This window comes from Anaerorudis cellulosivorans (genome assembly GCF_025943985.1).
GTDB classification, from domain to species: Bacteria; Bacteroidota; Bacteroidia; order Bacteroidales; family Dysgonomonadaceae; genus Anaerorudis; species Anaerorudis cellulosivorans.
On sequence record NZ_JAPCWE010000002.1, the window covers coordinates 13,756 to 33,316 of the forward strand.

15 protein-coding genes and 2 pseudogenes are annotated in these 19,561 nt (G+C 41.0%); 6 read left to right on the forward strand and 11 right to left on the reverse strand.

Translation table 11 applies throughout. The features are described 5' to 3' along the window. Nucleotides 1-482: 482 nt before the first annotated feature. From fucP to OLM34_RS00990, 11 genes and pseudogenes are all read right to left on the reverse strand, one after another. Nucleotides 483-1,964, reverse strand: coding sequence for an L-fucose:H+ symporter permease (fucP, locus tag OLM34_RS00940; RefSeq protein WP_264404589.1), 1,482 nt, complete (start codon nucleotides 1,962-1,964; stop codon nucleotides 483-485). A 15-nt stretch (nucleotides 1,965-1,979) separates the two neighbouring features. Continuing rightward, entirely contained in the window at nucleotides 1,980-3,134 is a 1,155-nt protein-coding gene (locus tag OLM34_RS00945) for a DUF6786 family protein (protein WP_264404591.1), read from the reverse strand. A 270-nt stretch (nucleotides 3,135-3,404) separates the two neighbouring features. Further along, nucleotides 3,405-4,255 (reverse strand): annotated as a pseudogene (locus OLM34_RS00950) (DUF2961 domain-containing protein). Between the two features lie 369 nt (nucleotides 4,256-4,624). Continuing rightward, nucleotides 4,625-7,876, reverse strand: coding sequence for a type I restriction endonuclease subunit R (locus OLM34_RS00955; RefSeq protein WP_264404592.1), 3,252 nt, complete (start codon nucleotides 7,874-7,876; stop codon nucleotides 4,625-4,627). Continuing rightward, nucleotides 7,873-8,526, reverse strand: a complete 654-nt coding sequence (locus tag OLM34_RS00960; protein WP_264404593.1) for an abortive infection family protein — start codon at nucleotides 8,524-8,526, stop codon at nucleotides 7,873-7,875. The genes OLM34_RS00955 and OLM34_RS00960 overlap by 4 nt, the downstream gene beginning before the upstream one ends. After that, nucleotides 8,526-9,518: a restriction endonuclease gene (locus OLM34_RS00965; protein ID WP_264404594.1), complete on the reverse strand. Its 993-nt coding sequence runs from the start codon at nucleotides 9,516-9,518 to the stop codon at nucleotides 8,526-8,528. Before OLM34_RS00965 ends, OLM34_RS00960 begins: the two co-directional genes overlap by 1 nt. A 4-nt stretch (nucleotides 9,519-9,522) precedes the next feature. Continuing rightward, nucleotides 9,523-10,758 (reverse strand): restriction endonuclease subunit S, encoded by a 1,236-nt coding sequence (locus OLM34_RS00970; RefSeq protein WP_264404595.1) that lies wholly within the window; start codon nucleotides 10,756-10,758, stop codon nucleotides 9,523-9,525. Nucleotides 10,759-10,789: 31 nt separating this feature from the next. Next, a complete protein-coding gene (locus tag OLM34_RS00975) occupies nucleotides 10,790-11,125 on the reverse strand; it encodes a hypothetical protein (RefSeq protein WP_413777173.1) in 336 nt (111 codons plus the stop codon). Continuing rightward, nucleotides 11,098-11,931 carry a Fic family protein gene (locus OLM34_RS00980; protein WP_264404596.1) on the reverse strand — a complete coding sequence of 278 codons (834 nt, stop codon included), beginning with the start codon at nucleotides 11,929-11,931 and terminating at the stop codon, nucleotides 11,098-11,100. Before OLM34_RS00980 ends, OLM34_RS00975 begins: the two co-directional genes overlap by 28 nt. A gap of 76 nt (nucleotides 11,932-12,007) precedes the next feature. Continuing rightward, nucleotides 12,008-13,564 (reverse strand): class I SAM-dependent DNA methyltransferase, encoded by a 1,557-nt coding sequence (locus OLM34_RS00985; RefSeq protein WP_264404597.1) that lies wholly within the window; start codon nucleotides 13,562-13,564, stop codon nucleotides 12,008-12,010. A 502-nt stretch (nucleotides 13,565-14,066) separates the two neighbouring features. Continuing rightward, nucleotides 14,067-15,569, reverse strand: a complete 1,503-nt coding sequence (locus tag OLM34_RS00990; protein WP_264404598.1) for a Fic family protein — start codon at nucleotides 15,567-15,569, stop codon at nucleotides 14,067-14,069. Between the two features lie 1,100 nt (nucleotides 15,570-16,669). On the opposite strand from OLM34_RS00990, the gene OLM34_RS00995 reads away from it, so the two are divergent. The 6 genes and pseudogenes from OLM34_RS00995 to OLM34_RS01020 form a co-directional block, all read left to right on the forward strand. After that, nucleotides 16,670-17,011, forward strand: a complete 342-nt coding sequence (locus OLM34_RS00995) for an ArsR/SmtB family transcription factor (protein WP_264404599.1) — start codon at nucleotides 16,670-16,672, stop codon at nucleotides 17,009-17,011. Between the two features lie 10 nt (nucleotides 17,012-17,021). Next, nucleotides 17,022-17,441, forward strand: coding sequence for an arsenate reductase ArsC (locus OLM34_RS01000; RefSeq protein WP_264404600.1), 420 nt, complete (start codon nucleotides 17,022-17,024; stop codon nucleotides 17,439-17,441). Then, nucleotides 17,438-17,794, forward strand: a complete 357-nt coding sequence (locus tag OLM34_RS01005) for a DUF3147 family protein (protein ID WP_264404601.1) — start codon at nucleotides 17,438-17,440, stop codon at nucleotides 17,792-17,794. The genes OLM34_RS01000 and OLM34_RS01005 overlap by 4 nt, the downstream gene beginning before the upstream one ends. An 11-nt stretch (nucleotides 17,795-17,805) precedes the next feature. After that, entirely contained in the window at nucleotides 17,806-18,615 is an 810-nt protein-coding gene (gene arsM, locus OLM34_RS01010) for an arsenite methyltransferase (RefSeq protein ID WP_264404602.1), read from the forward strand. 74 nt (nucleotides 18,616-18,689) lie between these two features. Continuing rightward, the gene (locus OLM34_RS01015; RefSeq protein WP_264404604.1) at nucleotides 18,690-19,319 is read left to right on the forward strand and encodes a hypothetical protein; all 630 of its coding nucleotides are present in this window, start codon (nucleotides 18,690-18,692) and stop codon (nucleotides 19,317-19,319) included. Between the two features lie 24 nt (nucleotides 19,320-19,343). After that, nucleotides 19,344-19,547, forward strand: a pseudogene (locus OLM34_RS01020) (transposase); the annotation flags it as partial. Between the last annotated feature and the right edge of the window lie 14 nt (nucleotides 19,548-19,561).

Sequence of the window (19,561 nt, forward strand, 5' to 3'; positions counted from 1 at the left end):
CATTGATTTGTCCAATCGCTCTCCGGGTAATTGAAGCGGGAATAACCCCTCTACCGGCAAGTTTCTTTTTGGCATCTTGTCTTTATTCATTTAGTTTGTTCCAAAATTACACATTTTGCACAAATAATCGATTTTTTGCTGTAGTTTTTAACCCGATATAGAGTTATGCAGCAAGTGCATATTACTGAAATTGTTTGTAAAACCCAATTTCAGGTGACCCGAAGCCTAATTTTCCCCTTGACCTCCCAGTTGGTTTATGCTGCTGTTTGACTCTCTTCGGCATCTGCATTCTCCCGTCCGTTCGGTAGACCACAAAGGTGTTTTTCACGGATTATTTTGAAGCATCCTTTCAAAAGCCGAGCCCGGATATTGGCACTTCTAAATTGAACCTAGGACTTCTTTACCTGACGTGGCATCTATCACTATGGCACGACAGGAATCTGTACCATAGTCTATGCCTGGTACCAATTTATCCATTAATTTTATTTTTTCAATTGAGATTCTTTACGGCGTATCTTGTAAACATATGCTTCCTTTTCACGGGCAATGGTGAAACTATAAACCGTAATAATGATAAAAGCAATAGCCGGAACCCAGTATGCAAATTTTATACTCCCCGATTGATCGGAAAGAATACCCTGGATTTGCGTCAAAAGAGCAGCTCCCGCAATAGCCATCACCATACCTGAACCGGCAATCTTGGTATCTTCGCCCAAATCTCTCATGCCAATACCGTAAATGGTGGGAAACATAAGCGACATGCATCCCGATATTCCCATCAGGGCATAGACCCCCACAAAACTCGAAGCGTAAATGGTCGTAATCGAACAAATAACTGCCAGTACCGCCAAAGCAGAAAGGAGGTTAACCGGTTTGGTGTATTTCATCAACCAGGTACATATGAAACGGCCTGCCACGAAAAGAATGAGCGATAGAATATAATATGTTGCACCCGCTTGTTCTGCTGTTCTAGGTAAAAGGACATCCAACCCAATCCAGTCACAAAAACCATAAAAAGCACCGGCAACAGGTTCAATGCCGCGTAAAGCGCCGATTATTGACTCGGAAGAAGGATTATTTCCTAATCCGGCAATGATCGCATCGAAATTCAATTGCTGCATCACATAACGAATAATAAACGACCATACTGCTATTTGTGCGCCTACGTAAAAAAATTGCGCTATTACTCCCCAAACATAGTTCTTATTTCTTTTTAACCGATTGAAAGTAGCTTTCAGATTCAATGTTTTATCTTCGTCTTGAGCCCTCGGCATTTTTGTTAAAAATATAGCCAGAAAGAGAATCAGCATAACCAGTCCCAATACCAAATATGCCATCGTAACGGCACGAAGTTCAGCATGCTGAATTGAAATCAGTTCTGTTTCGCTAAGCGTTGCTCTTTCTGCTGCACTCATCGTATTCAGTTGCGATAATACAAATATCTGACTGGCGATTACTCCGGTTAATGCACCAAAAGGATTGAAGGACTGAGAAAAATTCAATCTTCTCGTCGCCGTAAAAGGATCTCCCAATGCATAAACGTACGAGTTGGCGGATGTTTCAAGAATAGAAAGTCCGGCAAACAATACGAAAATGGCAAAAAGATACATGGTAAAACAGAAAAATTTACTGATGCCGATCGTCAGCATTGCCGGATAAAACAGAAGAGAACCGGTTATACAGAGACCTAAACCTAATAAAACCCCGGATTTATACGTGTGTTTTTTAATATAAATTGCCCCGGGAAGAGCAAAACAGCCATAACCGAGTAAATAGCACACTACCTGAATCCAAGCTGTCTGCGTATCGGTAAGACTCATGATGCGCTTGAAAGCTGCAAGCATAGTATCCGTCATATTATTGGGTACAGCCCATATAAAAAAGAGAGATGTAAGAAGGATGAATGGGAAAACGATCCCTTCGGGAACCAACCGATGCTTTTCTAAATGATTATTCGAATTCATATCCTTTATGTTCTATCAAAATATGTGTTTTACTTTATCGATGCCTACTCCCAATAATTTTTCACAAATAGGTGACAAAACCGGTTCATCGCCAACAAAATGAAATATAGTATGTTTGTGTGACAATGATTCTTCCGGTCTCAGAAAAGCCGCAGGCGAGCAGCTTTCTAATTCAAGGAATGGTCCCATAATGCTTCCATCATCCAACGGACCATCATTGTATGCATTGAAGGCATCACCGATCAAGGGATCTTTTTTCGGATTCCATTCCTGATTAAGATAAATGCCGGAAGGATCGACATCGAAAGTTACAATTGTCAGCCGTCTTGAAAGAGGATCGTAATTGCCGGCAATCCCTTTCGTGCGTTTTGCATTCATTCCTATCTTGCTGCGGTATTTCCCATCCGTTTTCAAATAAAGAATTCCGCCTTCATCTCTCAAGCGATCGGAAGGAATTTCTCCAAAATAATCGGTTGTGGCAATTTTACCCAACTTAGTTACGTCTCCTTGATGATAAGGAACAATGGTTATGGCCGAATCCGAGGGGTGAAACATATCGAGCATCCAGATACAAACGGTGCCGGTTTCAGGTGTCCATTCAAAATCGTTTTTATTGGTAATTTTGTTATCGGTCGTATAAGCAACAACACCCACTTCTTCCGGTAAAGATAGGGCAAGTAGCTGCGAAATAACCGACTCGGGAAGCAACGATATTTTTCTTTCCACATTCACTTTCAGTAGGTTACCTTGATAATTTTTCAGTTCCATGTCTTTGGTAAACATAGCCTCCTTTTGCGAAACATGTTCAATCTGCCAAGTTTCGATATCAAATGGTTTCGGTGTATGCCAATTATCGTAAATTTGTTCAACGCCAGGTTCGAAAAAAATAGAATATTTACCCCCTTCAGGGCCTAACCAAAGTCGGTTCTCACCACCGTAACCATTCATATGTTCGTCGATTACGCCGGAATCGAATACCTTGTAGTTGACGAAACCGAGACTTCTTCCATCCAATCCGTTTGCAGTAGAAGTAAATACTTTAGCCTGATATTTTGCCGAAACAATCATTTGCGCTTTTTCATCATCCGATTTGAGCACAATCAAGCTGTCTTTTTCCGAGAGATAATTCAAATCATACCCGAAAGTTCCTTTTTCATACGTTTTCTTCATATTTTCTGATGTTTTTTTGTCCTTACCTGTGCAGGAGAAAAGCATTATTCCCCCTAGCGCTACCGGTAAAATAAAATTTACATAATTCATTTTCATTGTGTTGTATTATTTATTGTCCTCTACTGCACATTTGTTTAATTCTGGAGGTAAGCCTTAAAAGCTTTTTTTAGAATGACATTTGACCATCTTTCCCCTATTTTCGACGCCTGATGAACGTAAACTTCCTATTTTTAATTACCCGAATGATCGCTTCATCGCACTTTTATGAGACTAATTTACTTCCAGATATTGCCAGGCGGGAAGCTGTGGAAATTTGGCATGAGGCTCTTTTTGATACCAAAAACAAGTTGAAGATATATCGGATTTCTGGGGTAAATATCGTCCTCCATGGCGCCAGCCCAAGTCCTGAATCGTGATGCGCAAATCCTTCTTAAAACGAACGGGATCCATGATATGCCACCGATAAAGCCCAAAACGCTGTCCTGCTTTATACGTCAGATCAGCGGGTATTACCTGCACAAGTCCGCTGTAAGGGGTGGTAAAGGTGACATATTTTCCATCGTAATCCGGCATTTCTTCCGAAAAGGCATCGGCCAGTAACAGTTAAATGCACTCCCGGGATTAACGCAAACGGCAAGCGAATTGAGATGAGCATATTCACCCCATCCCATTCCGAAAAAATCGCCTACCGGCACTTCAACCGAAGGCGTATCCTCACCGTCCCAGTAAATACGGACAATGGAAAACCGCCAATTGCCGGTAGGTGTCATCCAGATATGCTGAATAGCTCCCGGACCGTCAATTTCAGCCAAGGTAATTGTCTCACCGGGTTTAATAATGATAAAAGGATTCACCTTCCATCCTTGCCCAAGATCTCGTGCCGCCAAAGAAGCATTGGCCGTATTTCTCGGTGCATCCGGATCAGGTATGGCCATCCCTCCCTTTCCTTTTTCTCCCGTAAAGTTTTCGGGACTGATCGATCGTGTTTCGGCATCGGAAAGCCGATACAGATTTCCCATATTCATATTCAATCCGTTGAACCTTTCATTTTGTCCCCAAAGATTCGGAGATTGAAAAATTAAAATAAATAAAATACTGCAAACAAATGATTTAAGTTGCATAATAAAAAGTTTTATATTGAATTGATACTACAACGTTAAACGGCAAGTGCAATATTACTGAAATTGTTTGTAAAACTCAATTTGTATTGTCCTGAAATTTGTTTACAGTTTGTTTTCATAATCCTGAATCCTGTTACTTTTTTGTAAACCTATTTCAAGACTAGACACTTTCCTACGCTTTTCTACAGTTTTACATTTCCTACGCTTCCGACAGTTTTACAGCTCATGCTTTCCTACACTTTCCTACGCTCGCAGATGTACCTGAAACCCGCTCCGAATCAGACTTTCCTACACTTCCTACAGTTCCTACACTTCCTACACCTGCTATGGTTTCCATGGTTATTTAGTCGAACCTTAAAAAGTCAGTTTTTAATCGGCCAGTGTATTATTCATCGTTAGTTCATTGGCAATCATTTCGGCTTGTTTCAACACCGTTTCTGTCGCGAGCATCTGCATATCGGGCGGATAACCGTATTTTCTTAACAGTCTTTTTACCGACACCTTCAATTTAGCTTTTGTGCTTTCTTTAATTGTCCAGTCGATAGTAGCATTCTGTCTTATGGTTTCTGTCAAGGCAACAGCCAATTCACGTAATTTGTCTTTTTGCATAAGTTCCCTTGCACTGTCGTTACTGGCCACAGCCGTATAAAAAGCATACTCAAAATCGGACAACCCCATTGCTTTGGCTTCCTTGTCCATTTCCACAATCTCCTTACTCAGACTGATCAGTTCCTCGATAACTTCGGCTGCGGTAAGTATTTTATTGTGGTATTTCTTGATGGTGTTTTCCAACATTTCCCTTAAGGTCTTGCTTTTCACCAGATTCTTTTTGGCTCTCGATTTAATCTCATTGTTCAAAAGTTTTTTCAATACTTCAAGCGCAACATTTTTATGTTCCATTCCTTTTAACTCCATCAGAAACTCTTCGGAAAGGATTGAAATATCCGGTTTTTTCAATCCGGCGGCATCAAAAACATCGATAACCGGTTCTGTCACCAACGCCTTGTCGATTACTTGGCGGATCGTCGTTTCCATTTCTTCATCCGTTTTGCCCGTGTCTGAACTGTCAAATTTCACTAAACGCGCTTTTACCGCCTGAAAAAATGCAATCTCGTCTTTGACATCCATCGCCTGCTCGTGAGGTACAGCTATGGCAAAAGCTTTTGACAAGGCAGTTACTTCGTTAATGTATCTTTTCCTTCCATCCTCCAATCCCAAAATATGTTCTTCGGCTGCTAAAATAATGGACAGTTTTTTGGAAGTATCGGCTTCGAAATACTCTTCGTAATTAAACCCATAATACATATTGGAAACCACTTCCAATTTTTCCAACATCAATTCAACGGCCTGTTCCTGTAAAATAGTCGGATCTCCCTTACCTCCGGAATCTGCATAAAACGAAAGGGCTTTTTTCAAATCGGACGCAATACCCAGGTAATCGACAACTAGACCACCCGGTTTGTCCTTGTACACCCGGTTGACCCTCGCAATAGCTTGCATCAGGTTGTGCCCTTTCATGGGTTTGTCGATGTAGAGCGTGTGCAGACAAGGAACGTCAAAACCCGTGAGCCACATATCGCAAACAATGACGAGTTTAAGCTCGTCATCCGGATTTTTCATCCTGTCGGCCAACATACGGCGCTGTTCTTTGGTTGTATGGTGGGCTGAAATTTTCGGACCATCGGACGATGCAGATGTTATCACCACTTTGACAACCCCTTTGTTCAGTTCGTTTGAATGCCATTCGGGTCTGAGTTTTATGATAGCTTCATACAAATCGACGGCAATACGGCGGCTCATGGTAACAATCATCCCTTTGCCTTCAAAAACCGTTTGTCGTTGTTCAAAATGTTCGACAATATCTTTGGCTATCTGATTAATTCTGTTTTCACTGCCCACCAACGCTTCCAACCGAGTCCATTTGGCTTTATTTTTTTGTTCATCGGTCAAATCCTCTTGATCGAGTTCTTTGTCCAGTTCATCCACCAAAGCCTTCCCTTCTTCGCTCAAATTTACTTTGGCCAACCGGCTCTCGTAATAAATACGAACTGTTGCCCCGTCTTCAACAGCTTGGGCTATATCGTAAATATCCACATAATTCCCAAAAACAGCCGGTGTGTTTACATCGGTATTTTCAATCGGCGTACCCGTAAAACCCAAATACGTTGCATTAGGCAACGCATCACGCAAATATTTGGCGAAACCATAAACAACTTTTTTACCGATCACCTCCCCCTTTTCGTTTTTATCGTCAATGGTTTTAGCTTTAAATCCGTATTGGCTCCTGTGAGCTTCATCGGCAATAACCACAATGTTTTCGCGATCGGAAAGCAATTCGTAGACATTACCTTCGTCGGGTTGAAACTTCTGAATGGTAGTAAAAACCACACCACCTGAACCTACTTTTAACAGCTCTTTAAGATGATTTCTGTCTTCGGCCTGCACCGGCTCTTGTCGCAACAGCTGTCTCGAAGCAGCAAAAGTATCGAAAAGCTGGTCGTCCAAATCGTTACGGTCGGTAATCACCACAACGGTCGGATTATCCATTGCCAACACGATTTTCCCGGTAAAGAAAACCATCGAAAGCGATTTACCGCTCCCTTGGGTGTGCCAAACCACGCCGCCTTTACGGTCACCCACAGGTTGTTTTTTCACACCCGCAAGTCCATAACTTTCGGGCGATTCCAAAACCTCACTTACCGAGGTACAGGACCGTACATTATCATCAATATATCCCGCCGCCCTCAACGTCGATTCAACAGCCCGGTTCACCGCATAGTATTGATGGTAGGCAGCCATCTTTTTAACGGTATTTATGGTAATAATCCCCGTTTCGGGATCTTCTTTTTTCGTTTTTTCAAAAACAATGAAATGACGAATTAAATCGATCAATGTCTCCTTATTGAGCATTCCCGCAATGAGGGTTTCCAACTGACTGACCAAATGCGAAGCTTCAATTTTTCCGTCGGACGATTTCCAGGCCATAAAACGGCTGAATCCCGACGAAATGGTTCCTGCTTTGGCTTCCAACCCATCGGATATAACCACAAAACCGTTATAAATAAAAAGAGTCGGAATCAAGGCTTTATAAGTCTCTATTTGTCGAAATGCCGAACGAATGGATGCGTTTTCATCGGCAGCGTTTTTCAGTTCGATAACTACCAACGGAATACCGTTAACAAACAAAATAATATCGGGTCGTTTGGTATGGTTGTTTTCCACAACGGTAAACTGGTTAACAACCAAAAAATCGTTGTTATACGGATTTTTAAAGTCGATCAGCCAAACCAGGTCGCCCCGATCATCGCCATCCACCCGCTTTGAAACAGGAATACCTTCAGTTAAAAAACGATGAAAAGTTTCGTTATTCGTCAACAATTCCGGTGAGTGAATACGCCGGATTTCTTTTACGGCATCTTCAAGTACATCGGCGGGCATGTTTCTATTGATGCGTTTTAGGGCTTTACGTAACCGATCGATCAGCAAAACCTGTTCGTAGCTTTCCCGTTCGGGAGTCTCGCCGTCCGGGGCAATATCGGGACCATAAACCGATTCGTAACCAAGTTTTTCCAGTAACTCGATGGCAAATTCTTCTATGCTATTTTCGGTAATGCGTGTCATTCTTCAATGGTCTCAGTTGTTATAAAGGCATTATATTCATTTTTATATACTTGATTATCCACATAGAAAAGAATTTCACTTGCGGGATAAGAATAATCACCCATTTCAAACTCTCCGAACAAATTATCCCAAAACTCGTTGAATTCTTCTGCTTCGTAATAATCCAACGTTTCATCAACTGACTCAGCCGGCTTTCTTGGGTTTTCATTTTCAAAATTTCGTATGAGAAAGCAAGAAACTATTTCGATTGACGATATTAAAAATTCGTTGGTCAAGAAATCCATGTTTTGATTTCTTCTCTCAAGTTCATCAAGGGATTTACCATGAGAAGTTGAGCCAATAGAAGTCCGTAGATTTCCAATTTGTTGAGCAATGGCAGATAATGAAGTCGCAATAGTATTTATAGGATCTCTCTTTTCAAAACCAATCGCTTCAAATGAAATTTTGACGAGTTTATTTATACTTTCATTACCTATCAAAACAACGCCTTTTTCTTTACAAATTTGTTTTGCAATACTTTCAAGAAGCGCTTTTGAGTTTTCAACGCAAAGGCTGAAATCCGATTCAATATAAGTTTCTATTCTCTCAACATAGATTGAAAGAACTGCCCAACGCCCATATTGCTCTATTACTTTTTTAAGCTTTTTCATCAATTAGGGACCAATCCGATTTTTAAACCTAATTTATCTCTGAACTCCACAGGTATATCATTCCAATGCTCGGCCAAAATATCTACCAACTGTTCGCCATTGATTAATCCAATGCGTGGAAATCCTTGCTCAACAGCAATTTTTTTGGCTGCTTCTTGGTAATCGGCAGTAGTAATAAACGCACCTTGTCCGCCTGCGGGAATGTTAGCCCTTAGTGCTTTTACAACATTTGCATTTATTTTTGAACCGAGCTTGTATCGTTTGGCTTGAACAAACAATTTGATTTTAGCCATATTTGCCACATTTAACTCACCTGTGGCATCCACACCACCATCACCCACTTTGCCTTTGTGTTCCGAACCTTCAAAACCAAGTGCATTTAAAATATGTGTAATAAGGATTTCAAATTCTTTTTCGTCAAGTTCCAATATCTTGTTAAGTACTGAAGTGTAATAATCAAATTCCACTTTCTTTTCACTTTCCGGCACCAGTTCGGGCTTGCCAATGGTTGTGAAAAAGTTCTTTTTGTGGCTAATGCAAAAAACGGTGAGTGACGAACGGATAGTATTCTGAAAAGGAACGGAAAACTGACTCCGTTGAATGGGCTCTTTGTGCCATTTCACTTTCTTCCGGTGCCGATAAGGACAACCATCTGCTCCATCTGAAAAATAATAGGGATTTTCCTCCACAATGCCGTAATAAATAAATTCTGTGTTCTGTGCCGGAGTAATTACATAATCCCCTGGTTTTATTTCTAAAAGAAAACGGGCAATTTGTCCCACCTGCTGACCAATCACTACATTGCTGGTGTCTTCCGGATATTCTTTCTTGTATAGCGTGTATAGCTCATCACGACTGGCTATCGCAGACAAATCATTATTCGGCAACCAACCAATAGCTACGTAGCCACCATCAATAAATTGTTTAGTATAAGTGCCAAATTCTGCTCTTACACAGTATAGTTCAATATTTTCAGTATTCGTTTTTTCCATAGTCTTAAAATTTAACAGTTATCTCCCCACTCATTAACTTGGGCAACAATAAATCCCGCAATGCCGAGAGAGTGCGGATTTGAGTTTTATTTTGATTCACTTTCTGAAATAAAGATTTTACTTGATTGTGAAATTTAATAACAAAATTTTCATCTGGCATTTTATATTTTAAATCAAATAATAAGGTTTTATAATCAAGGTTTTTTATACCTGAGCTTCCATTTTCAAGATTAAAAAATTCATCTTGATTATAAAGATATTGAATGTAGCAGTATACAAAAAAAGAATATTCTGGTTTCTTGATTCTTATCATCCTACAAAAATTTGAAAATACCAAAGGGTAGTCGAATAAAGCTTTAACTTGATTATTTATATAACAAATTCTGCCTGTTGACTGGTTCTCAGTACCTCCTGAAACTTCAATTATCAAATCACCTTCATTTGGGCTAATCGATTGAAATTTTTTTTCTTTGATGAATCGAATTGGCGTCTTATTTGGTAATCCATTATTCAAATCGGCTATATCTGTTCCCCTAAGACAATAAACAGCTTTAGTGAATTCATCTTCTATTGATCCTTTTCCCCAATCACCACCAACTGTTTCAAGTATCCATTTTTCAAAAGTTTCTTCTTCCCACTCCTCTTTTGCTTCCTCAATAAACCACTGCCTGAAGAGCGTTTCGGCCATTTTTTCGAGCGTGGCGTTTTGGCGATGGAGCAGGTCTATTTTATCGTCGAGGCTGGAAAGAATTGAGGCTATGGCGGTTTGTTCAGAGAGAGAAGGAAGAAGAATATCTATGTCCTTTATGTTATATAAAGGCAACTTTGGTTGGGTCGAACCTACATTTCTCTTTTCTATTTCATATTGTCCTTCATCAGAAATCAGAAAATAAAAAAGGAAGTCATCATTAACTATTGTCTTATTGGTTAATAATTTGACACAGTTTTCAGTGAGGTTAGCTCCATCCAATTCTTGAGATATTCGACCAACCAAACCAATGCTCCCAACAATTGAAAGAATTACATCTCCCGAATTAACTACATAGCGTGATATTGTTTTTTGAACTTTAGGAGTTACAAATTGTAAACCTGATTTTCTAACCCACTTTTTACCCATATCCGTTACTCTTATATAAGGATGTGGTGTTTCATAATCAACAAGCAGTTCTCCCTTAGGTAAACGTTTTCCGCCTTTGATTTCTGCAATTTCCCCCAGTTTATATTTCTTCCACTCACTCATTACATCTATCTTTAAAAGTTGCCTGGATTTATTATTTCTTCTTGTTTTTAGGCAATTTGGGGCTTGCCTTTTCAATTTGTTTTTCTTCGGCAGCTACGCGCCGTTCGAGTTTCTTGATGTCTTCGCCAATTTCGATCATTTTCGTGAGGTCACGAAAATGGTCATCCACATTGATATTCTGTGTTTTACATGAATCAACGGCTCTGCCTATTGCTACCCGAAAATTCTCCCAACGGGCATATCCCAATGCAACCATCAATTCACTGGCAAACCAAACTTCCACTTGTTCTTTACCATCATCACTTGTAATAAAGTGACCTATTTCGTCGAAAACCGATTTTAATTGCGAAATGCGTATTTTATCCATTGCAGCATATCGTTTTTGGTTCTTACATTACTTAAATTATCGTAATACAGGCTTTTATTTTTTTCGAAATACAATGATGGATAGAGTAAAGGTTTATCTAAAATACCTTCTGATACAAGAAATAAAGTTATCATAAGACGTCCGATACGGCCATTCCCGTCTAAAAACGGATGAATAGTTTCGAATTGATAATGTGCAATAGCAATACGTATTAGCAGAGGAACGTTAATTTCATCATTATTAAGAAACTTTTCCAAATCGCTCATAAGTCCATTCACCAAGTGGTGAGATGGCGGAATAAATACTGCATCATGCAGTGAAGTACCTCCAATCCAGTTTTGGCTAGTTCTGAACTCTCCGGGTAATTTATGTTCACCCCTTACGCTTTGCAGCAGTATTTTATGTGTTTCTTTTAGTAAGCGAGAAGAAATGGGCAGTGATTTTAGTTCTTCAATAGCATTATTTAATGCCTTGATGTAATTATTTACTTCCTGCCAGTCGTCTCTACGTTCGGGATGAATTTCTTCAACCGGCAAAAGGGCTTCATCCATATTGGTTTTGGTGCCTTCAATATGGCTTGAAACCACCGCTTCTTTGGTCACATGCAATTGAATAAACAAATCAATATTGGGAACGAGCCGTGCATAAGAATTTAATTCACCCAACTTAATAGCTGCTTTTTCCAATAACAGATTCAAGGCCGGCGTTTTCCAAGTCCATTCGTCGTTAATTGCACTAGGAACAAAATATTTGTACCCTAAATTTTTCTCAAAATGTCCGCCTTGATATTTTTCAAGTTCAATCATATTTTTATCGATAAGGAAAATATAAATATCGTTATTTTACTTTTGGCACTCAAAGTAAAATAATGCTGCCTTTATTTTACTTTTCATCCATCAATTTGATTTTCGATAAATTTTCAAGAATGATTTCGTTCAACTGCGCTTCTTCTTTCAGCTGCTCTTCCAGTTCGGCTTTCAGAGCGGTGAAACGTTCGTTGAAATCGAAATCGTCGTCGTTGTCGGGTAAACCGACATACCGACCGGGCGTAAGCACATAATCGAGCTCTTTTACTTTCTCTATGGACACGGAAGCGCAAAAACCGGGAACATCTTCATAGTTGCCATCGGGATTCCGCCAATTGTGGTATGTGTTCGCAATTTGCTGAATATCTTCGCGAGAAAGTTCACGGGTGCGGCGGTTTATCAAATGCCCCAGATTTCTGGCATCGATAAACAATATCTCGTCATGACGATCGCGAAATTTGCCGTTATTGCGGTTTCGACTCAAAAACCAAAGTGCAGCCGGAATTTGTGTATTTAAAAACAGCTTGGCAGGAAGATTTACAATACAATCGATCAAACCGTTTTCAATCAAGGCTTTTCGTATTTCACCCTCTCCGCCGGTTTTTGAAGTCAATGCTCCTTTGGCCAATACCACGCCGGCCTGTCCGGTTGGCGCCAAGTGATAGATAAAATGCTGCAACCAGGCAAAGTTGGCGTTGCCGACCGGTGGCACACCATATTGCCAGCGGGCATCGTTCCGTAGCAATTCTCCGCCCCAATCGCTTACATTAAACGGTGGGTTGGCAAGGATATAATCGGCTTTCAGATCTTTATGGGCATCGTTGAGAAACGAACCCTCGTTGTTCCATTTCACCTGCGAACTGTCAATGCCGCGAATAGCCAGGTTCATTTTACACAACCGCCATGTGGTTTGGTTGCTCTCCTGTCCGTAAATGGAAATGTCGTTTGCCCTTCCCTGATGTTCGGTTACAAATTTTTCCGATTGAACAAACATACCGCCGGAACCACAACAGGGGTCAAACACACGCCCGTGATAGGGTTCCAACATTTCGACCAACAATTCGACAACACTTCGGGGCGTGTAGAATTGTCCGCCTTTCTTGCCTTCCGCAAGCGCAAATTCACCCAGAAAATACTCAAATACATGCCCCAGTACATCGGCACTGCGTGCTTTCGTATCGCCAAGGGCAATGTTGCCAATCAAGTCGATCAATTCTCCCAAACTGGTGGGATCGAGGTTTTGCCGCGCATATACTTTGGGTAAAACACCTTTTAGTGAAGGATTTTCCTTTTCTATGGCATCCATGGCATTATCCACAAACTTACCGATATCGGGTTGTTTTGCTTTAGACAAAAGAAAACTCCAGCGCGCTTCCTGTGGTACAAAGAAAACGTTCTCCGCGTTGTATTCGTCTCTGTCTTCCGGATCGGCTCCCAGTTCTTCTTCGACTTTCAGTCGGGCATATAATTCTTCAAAAGCATCGGAGATGTATTTCAGGAATATCAATCCCAACACCACATGTTTATATTCGGCGGCATCGATGTTCTTTCTCAGTTTGTCGGCCGCCTTCCAAAGTTGTTTTTCTAACGGTTCTTCTTGTTTGTTTCCGTTTTTGCTCACTTTCTTGCCCATATTTTCAAGATGTTGGCGATTGTGCTATCGCATAATTCGTTGCCGTCTATATTGTTCACTTCGTTAATTCAACAGTTTTTTTGTTTCAACCTCAAAAATAAACAATTAAGTCCAACTTCGCAAGCAATTTGGAGTGTTGTTTTTGTATTTTTTAGCAATACTGCCACAATTTCGATACAAATGCAAATAAGCATTACGCGAACCCATCAATAATGCGCTCTATGTTTTTCGGAAAGTTCAAAAAATTGGCGTTTCTTCTGTCCATTCGTTATTGTCAAAAACAGAAAAAGAATCGCATCTCATCCCCTATACATCCTCAAATCCTACACTTTCCTACACTTTCCTACGCTCGCAGATGTACCTGAAACCCGCTCCGGGTAAGACTTTCCTACACTTCCTACACTTCCTACACTTCCTGCACCTGCTACGGTTTCCACAGTTCCCACGTTTCTCACGGTCTCACACTTACTATGGTTATTTTAGTTTCGATTTAGCTTCTATGTTATTTTTCCTGATTTTTCCATCGTTGTTGCAACGCCTTGCCTTTTGCCGTAAGGCGGTATTTCTGTTCGGGGCTGGTTGGTTTGTCGGGAATAGTCATTTCGATGAGACCCTGTTCCAATGCTTCCGATATATACAGCTTCCTGAAATTTTCCCTATCCTTTAGTTGCAGTTTTTCTTGAAGTTCATCCCTTGTCATTTCATCCGTCATAATTAAAACCAGGTTTTTGGCTTGCCGTGTAACTTGCCGGGCAGCTTGCGGGGTAACTTGCGGGGTAACTTGCGGGGCAGCATTTACTTTCCGCCAGAGAATCGCTTTAAAAGACTCTTCTTGAATCAGTTCCGGCTCTTTAAGTCCTGCTTCCAAGCAAACGTTAATCATATCGGGGATACCTGTACCCATTCGTTCGATATACCCCGCAAGATAAAGCGACTCGGCCAGGAGCGGATTGGTCGGAAATGATCCATGAGGTTTTTTCAGTTTTGGTATGGTAAGGCGATACGACAATTGTCCGGGATTCCACACCTCAAGCCTGTCACGAAACAGCATCACCTGCACCGATCCTTTGCTGGTATAATCGCGATGAGCCACCGCATTTACGATAGCTTCCGTAACCGCCGTACGTGGTATTTCGTAATGTACCGGCACATCCACCGACAGGCTTCTGTCGCCTACATAAAGATCGATTCGTGATAACACAAAATCGACAGCCTGCTCAACCAGTTGAAAAACATCTCCTTTATATACCTGATAAGAAGGAATGGGTTTTTGCACTTCATTGCCGTGAAACATGGCGCACCTGACTTCGGACGTGACAAAAAAACGCTGAGGTTCGCGACCGAACAGAAGTAATGAGGCATTTGTGAGCTGTCCCGATTTAATGAGATGAAGATGGGTTAGAATTTTTTCCGGATCATCGTTTTCAGTAAAAGGGAAATTTCTCTTGGCTCTTGCTGTTCTGACAAACCATTTCAAACGTTCCGGATCGATATCTTCAAAAGTGGCTTCCTTGCAGATCGTTGCATCAAAGGGGCCGGAACGGATCAATTCCTTTTCTTCCAGCAGGTTCACCAATGAAGCATAAACGGCAGTTTTTAATTCTGCGGCATCAATAAATTTTTTACGTACCAATACACTTTCTGCCTTTTTTATCAATAACAATTCCTTCGGATGAATTTCAGAATCACTATGATGGGCAATAAATATCAACCTGACCTTTTGATGTTCCGTTGCGCAATCAAATTCGAGCTCCGTTGGAGATATTCCCTCCTTATTTTCAAAGCCGTATTCCTTCCCGAAAAGTCCAAGGTAAACATCCGAAATCTTTACCTGTTGGAGATAAGCTTTAGAAACTTTTATATCACGTGCGGGAAGTTTTTCAAAAATAAACGGTTCAAAAAATCGCCCGAGCAAAGCATCATTCAATAAATAATCATACAGCATCTGCCTTTCTTCGGCAAATTCGTTCTGTACACTGCTGATAAATACTTTCAGTTTGTTCATAATTTTACGCTGCGTTAACCTTGCTGTGTCGTTGCCATTTATTGCTTGCGCATACTATTTTATTGACAGCCTAAATATACAACTTTTTTCAAATTCAACGGTCAAATGCAAATTTACCCGCATTGTTTATCTTCCCTCCATGCTTGCATCAAATGCCTTAAAACAAGGGTCCAAGACATTCGATCTTTAGAATTCATCGGATATTAAAATTCATATAGGGAAAAGTGTGGGAAAGTATAGGAAAGTCTTACCTGTAAAGGATTTCAGACGAATCCTACAGTGTAGGAAAGTGTGGGAAAGTGTAGGAAGTGTATGGTGCAGAGTGTAGGAACTGTAGGAACTGTAGGAAGTGTAGGAAGTGTAGGAACTGTAGGAAGTGTGGGAAAGTCTTACCCGGAGCGGGTTTCAAACGAATCCTACAGCGTAGGAAAGTGTAGGAAGTGTAGGAAGTGTATGGTGCAGAGTGTAGGAACTGTAGGAACTGTAGGAAGTGTAGGAAGTGTAGGAAGTGTAGGAACTGTAGGAAGTGTGGGAAAGTCTTACCCGGAGCGGGTTTCAAACGAATCCTACAGCGTAGGAAAGTGTAGGAAGTGTATGGTGCAGAATGCATAGTCCTGCTTTTAATTTACATTGAGTGTAAACCTATTTCAGGACGAGACACACCAACTCCGCTTCTTTTTCGCACCAAGGCTGCACCTGCTCCGTACCAAGGCTGCACCATCCTCGCTCCATGCTTGCATCACCCTTGCACCATCCTCGCACAAAGTCCGCTTCGGCTTCGCCTATGTATTCCCCTTTATATGAGCCAAATACGCAGCTTTATTCTACCATAATTCCACCGATTCCGATGTTTTTGTCCCTGCCTTGAAGCGAAGGAAGAGCGAAGAAGAAGCGAAGGAAGAGCGATAAAAAGCCTGCAAAACCCGAGTACATTTGCACCTTTCGAGTCGCGGCTGAGCGAAAGAGGAGCAAAAAAGTGGTTTAAAAAACTCGTTTTATCGAACTTCGACTATTTTTTAGAAAAAAATCTTCAGTATTTATTGTGATTTGAATATTATTCGTAATTTTGCGAACAACAAATTAAAATCATCGATTGACCGATGGCTTACCCTAAAAATAAAACATACGACATAGACATCGAAGAGCTGGCGCGTTTCGCCAAAGCAATGGGACATCCTGCCCGCATCAGCATTCTTCGATACTTGGCTTCGATGGACAGTTGTTTCTTTGGCGATATTTGCCAGGAACTTCCTATTGCAAAAGCTACCGTATCGCAACACTTGACAGAACTGAAAAACGCCGGATTAATCAGAGGCGAAATCGAGCCACCCAAAGTGAGATACTGCATCGATCGGGAGAATTGGGAAAAAGCCAATGAAGCTTTCCGGCAATTCTTCTCCAACATTCAACCCAACGATGTTTGTTGCAATCCCGAAAATTAATTTCACATTGATGAAAATACTTATTCTTTGCACCGGTAACAGTTGCCGCAGTCAGATGGCAGAAGCATTTCTGCATTCGTTCGACAATCGTTTGACGGTTTGTTCTGCGGGTACCGAGCCGGCTGAGAAAGTAAACGAGAAGGCCATTCAGGTAATGTGTGAAGCCGGTATCGATATTAGCCGGAACATTCCGAAATCGGTCAGTCAATATCTGTCGGAAACGTGGGATTACGTGATTACCGTTTGCGCCGATGCCGACCGCAATTGTCCGATATTCTCGGGTAAAGTGAAACATCGGCTGCATATCGGTTTTGATGATCCGGCCAAAGTTACAGGTTCTGAAGAATTTGTCTTAAACGAATTCAGAAGAATAAGAGACGAAATAAAAGAAAAATTCTATTTATTCTATCAAGAAAATTTACAGCTATGAATGTCATTTATACCATCGTCAAGGTGTTGCTTTCGTCGGTTGTGCTGGTAGCAGTTTCCGAAATATCCAAACGGAGTACCTTCGTAGGCAGCCTGTTGGCTTCCATACCGTTAGTTTCGCTGTTGGCCATCGTTTGGCTGTACATCGACACCAAAGACACGGCACAAATTGCCTCGTTGTCCACCGGAATTTTCTGGCTCGTGATTCCTTCGCTCGTCTTTTTTATCGTGCTGCCCATACTGCTGAAGAGAAGTTTCAACTTTTGGCTGTCGCTTGCCATCTCCTCTGCGCTGACGATCATCGCCTATTTCATCATGCTTTATATTCTCAAAAAATCAGGAATACAACTCTAACATTCAATTTTATGGAAAAAAATATTAAATCCGTTGTAAAAGACACTTACACAGTGATTGCCCGGCAATCGAAAGAACAAAACGAAACTTCCTGCTGCGGCGTTGGCGGGTGTTGTTCTACGGTCGATTATGCCGTATTCAGTGAAAACTACCGCCAACTGAAAGGGTATCATGAAGATGCCGATTTGGGATTGGGATGCGGCATACCTACCCAATTTGCGTCCATCAAAGAGGGCGACAGTGTGCTCGATTTGGGAAGCGGAGCAGGTAACGATTGTTTTGTTGCCCGAGCCATTGTGGGGGAAACCGGTAGGGTGGTCGGCATTGATTTTACCGATGCCATGCTGGAGAAAGCCCGTAAAAACAATACCAAACTCGGCTTTCAAAATGTGGAATTTGTCAAAGGAGACATCGAAGATATGCCGTTGGAAGATAATCAGTTTGACGTGGTGATTTCCAATTGCGTATTGAATCTGGTGCCAGACAAACGGAAAGCGTTTGCCGAAATTAAACGGGTATTGAAACCCGGCGGTCATTTTTGTGTGTCGGATGTGGTTGTCAAAGGCAATCTGCCCGAAAAATTGAAAAACGATGCCGAGATGTATGCCGGTTGCGTTTCGGGAGCCATTGAGATGCAGGAGTATCTGGATATTATTCGGGAAACCGGATTTCAATCGGTTACCGTTCACAAGCAAAAGGAAGTGCAACTGCCGCAGGAAATCTTACAGAAATACCTCAACGAAGAAGAAATCCGACAGTTTAACCAAAAAGAAATCGGAATTTTCAGCATCACCGTTGCGGCAGAGAAAGCGATTGAATGAGAATGCAGCCTAAATTTAGGAATGGTAATTTTCAATATGCAAGACAAGATTTTTATTACTAAACCATAAATGCTATGAAAACTTTAAAATTAATAGGATTATTGACGTTGGTAATAATCGACTTCACGTCCTGTGATAAGATTTTTGATCGTCATGAACCGGAATTTGTTGTCTATAATTTAGACTTAAGTTTACGGGATACTTCCGGTAATGATTTGGTAAAAGGAATTGGATTGGCGGAGTGGATACCCAGTAATATTCCGGAAGAACAGGCTCAGTCAGGCTCTGTAAAAGATGATTTGTACGTATTGGATATTATTGTTTCCGAACCATGTTGGAATTGGGATAATAATATTTACAATGCTCCTGCCAGACCCGGCTTTGAACCTGATGTTAACCATCCCAAATTAGTAATGTCTAAATATAATGGTTATTGTTATTTGACGAATGATTTTTCTGTGCCTGTAAATGATTGTCCTGAAGAGAAAAAGCTCACATACAAGTTGAAATGTCCTTATGTATTCGGCGATGAAGCGGTACATGAATTTGTTACCTATTGGGATATTCCAAAGAGTAATTATGCACATACTTTTGAACGTTTTGCTAAATGTAATCGTATAGAGTTTGAAGGCAATGAGATAACCCCAACCCCTATGGATAAAAACGAACAGAGTTATGCAGCTATTATAATACTAAAAAAATAAAACGGACTTTAGTTTTTGGCGACGGTAAAGAATTTAAAAGGTTGCACTTCCCATCATCTTCAACAGGAATATACGGAGTTGCGCAAAAGATATTGGGGGCAACACTTTTGGGCGATAGGATATGGGGTTTGGAGTACAGGACGAATAACAGATGAAATTGTTCAAGAATACCTTGAACATCATCGGGATAATCCGAATACAGCAAAATTAAAGTCATCGACTTTTTAAAGTGGAATCATTAA

What these genes read in the sequence shown, in the direction of transcription:
- OLM34_RS00990 (WP_264404598.1), bottom strand. Translation starts at nt 15,569, where the DNA reads ATGAACAAACTGAAAGTATTTATCAGCAGTGTACAGAACGAATTTGCC.
- OLM34_RS00960 (WP_264404593.1), bottom strand. Translation starts at nt 8,526, where the DNA reads ATGAAAAAGCTTAAAAAAGTAATAGAGCAATATGGGCGTTGGGCAGTT.
- OLM34_RS00970 (WP_264404595.1), bottom strand. Translation starts at nt 10,758, where the DNA reads ATGAGTGAGTGGAAGAAATATAAACTGGGGGAAATTGCAGAAATCAAA.
- OLM34_RS01015 (WP_264404604.1), top strand. Translation starts at nt 18,690, where the DNA reads ATGAAAACTTTAAAATTAATAGGATTATTGACGTTGGTAATAATCGAC.
- fucP (WP_264404589.1), bottom strand. Translation starts at nt 1,964, where the DNA reads ATGAATTCGAATAATCATTTAGAAAAGCATCGGTTGGTTCCCGAAGGG.
- OLM34_RS00985 (WP_264404597.1), bottom strand. Translation starts at nt 13,564, where the DNA reads ATGGGCAAGAAAGTGAGCAAAAACGGAAACAAACAAGAAGAACCGTTA.
- OLM34_RS00980 (WP_264404596.1), bottom strand. Translation starts at nt 11,931, where the DNA reads ATGATTGAACTTGAAAAATATCAAGGCGGACATTTTGAGAAAAATTTA.
- OLM34_RS00975 (WP_413777173.1), bottom strand. Translation starts at nt 11,125, where the DNA reads ATGGATAAAATACGCATTTCGCAATTAAAATCGGTTTTCGACGAAATA.
- OLM34_RS00945 (WP_264404591.1), bottom strand. Translation starts at nt 3,134, where the DNA reads ATGAAGAAAACGTATGAAAAAGGAACTTTCGGGTATGATTTGAATTAT.
- OLM34_RS01005 (WP_264404601.1), top strand. Translation starts at nt 17,438, where the DNA reads ATGAATGTCATTTATACCATCGTCAAGGTGTTGCTTTCGTCGGTTGTG.
- OLM34_RS01000 (WP_264404600.1), top strand. Translation starts at nt 17,022, where the DNA reads ATGAAAATACTTATTCTTTGCACCGGTAACAGTTGCCGCAGTCAGATG.
- OLM34_RS00965 (WP_264404594.1), bottom strand. Translation starts at nt 9,518, where the DNA reads ATGGAAAAAACGAATACTGAAAATATTGAACTATACTGTGTAAGAGCA.
- OLM34_RS00995 (WP_264404599.1), top strand. Translation starts at nt 16,670, where the DNA reads ATGGCTTACCCTAAAAATAAAACATACGACATAGACATCGAAGAGCTG.
- arsM (WP_264404602.1), top strand. Translation starts at nt 17,806, where the DNA reads ATGGAAAAAAATATTAAATCCGTTGTAAAAGACACTTACACAGTGATT.
- OLM34_RS00955 (WP_264404592.1), bottom strand. Translation starts at nt 7,876, where the DNA reads ATGACACGCATTACCGAAAATAGCATAGAAGAATTTGCCATCGAGTTA.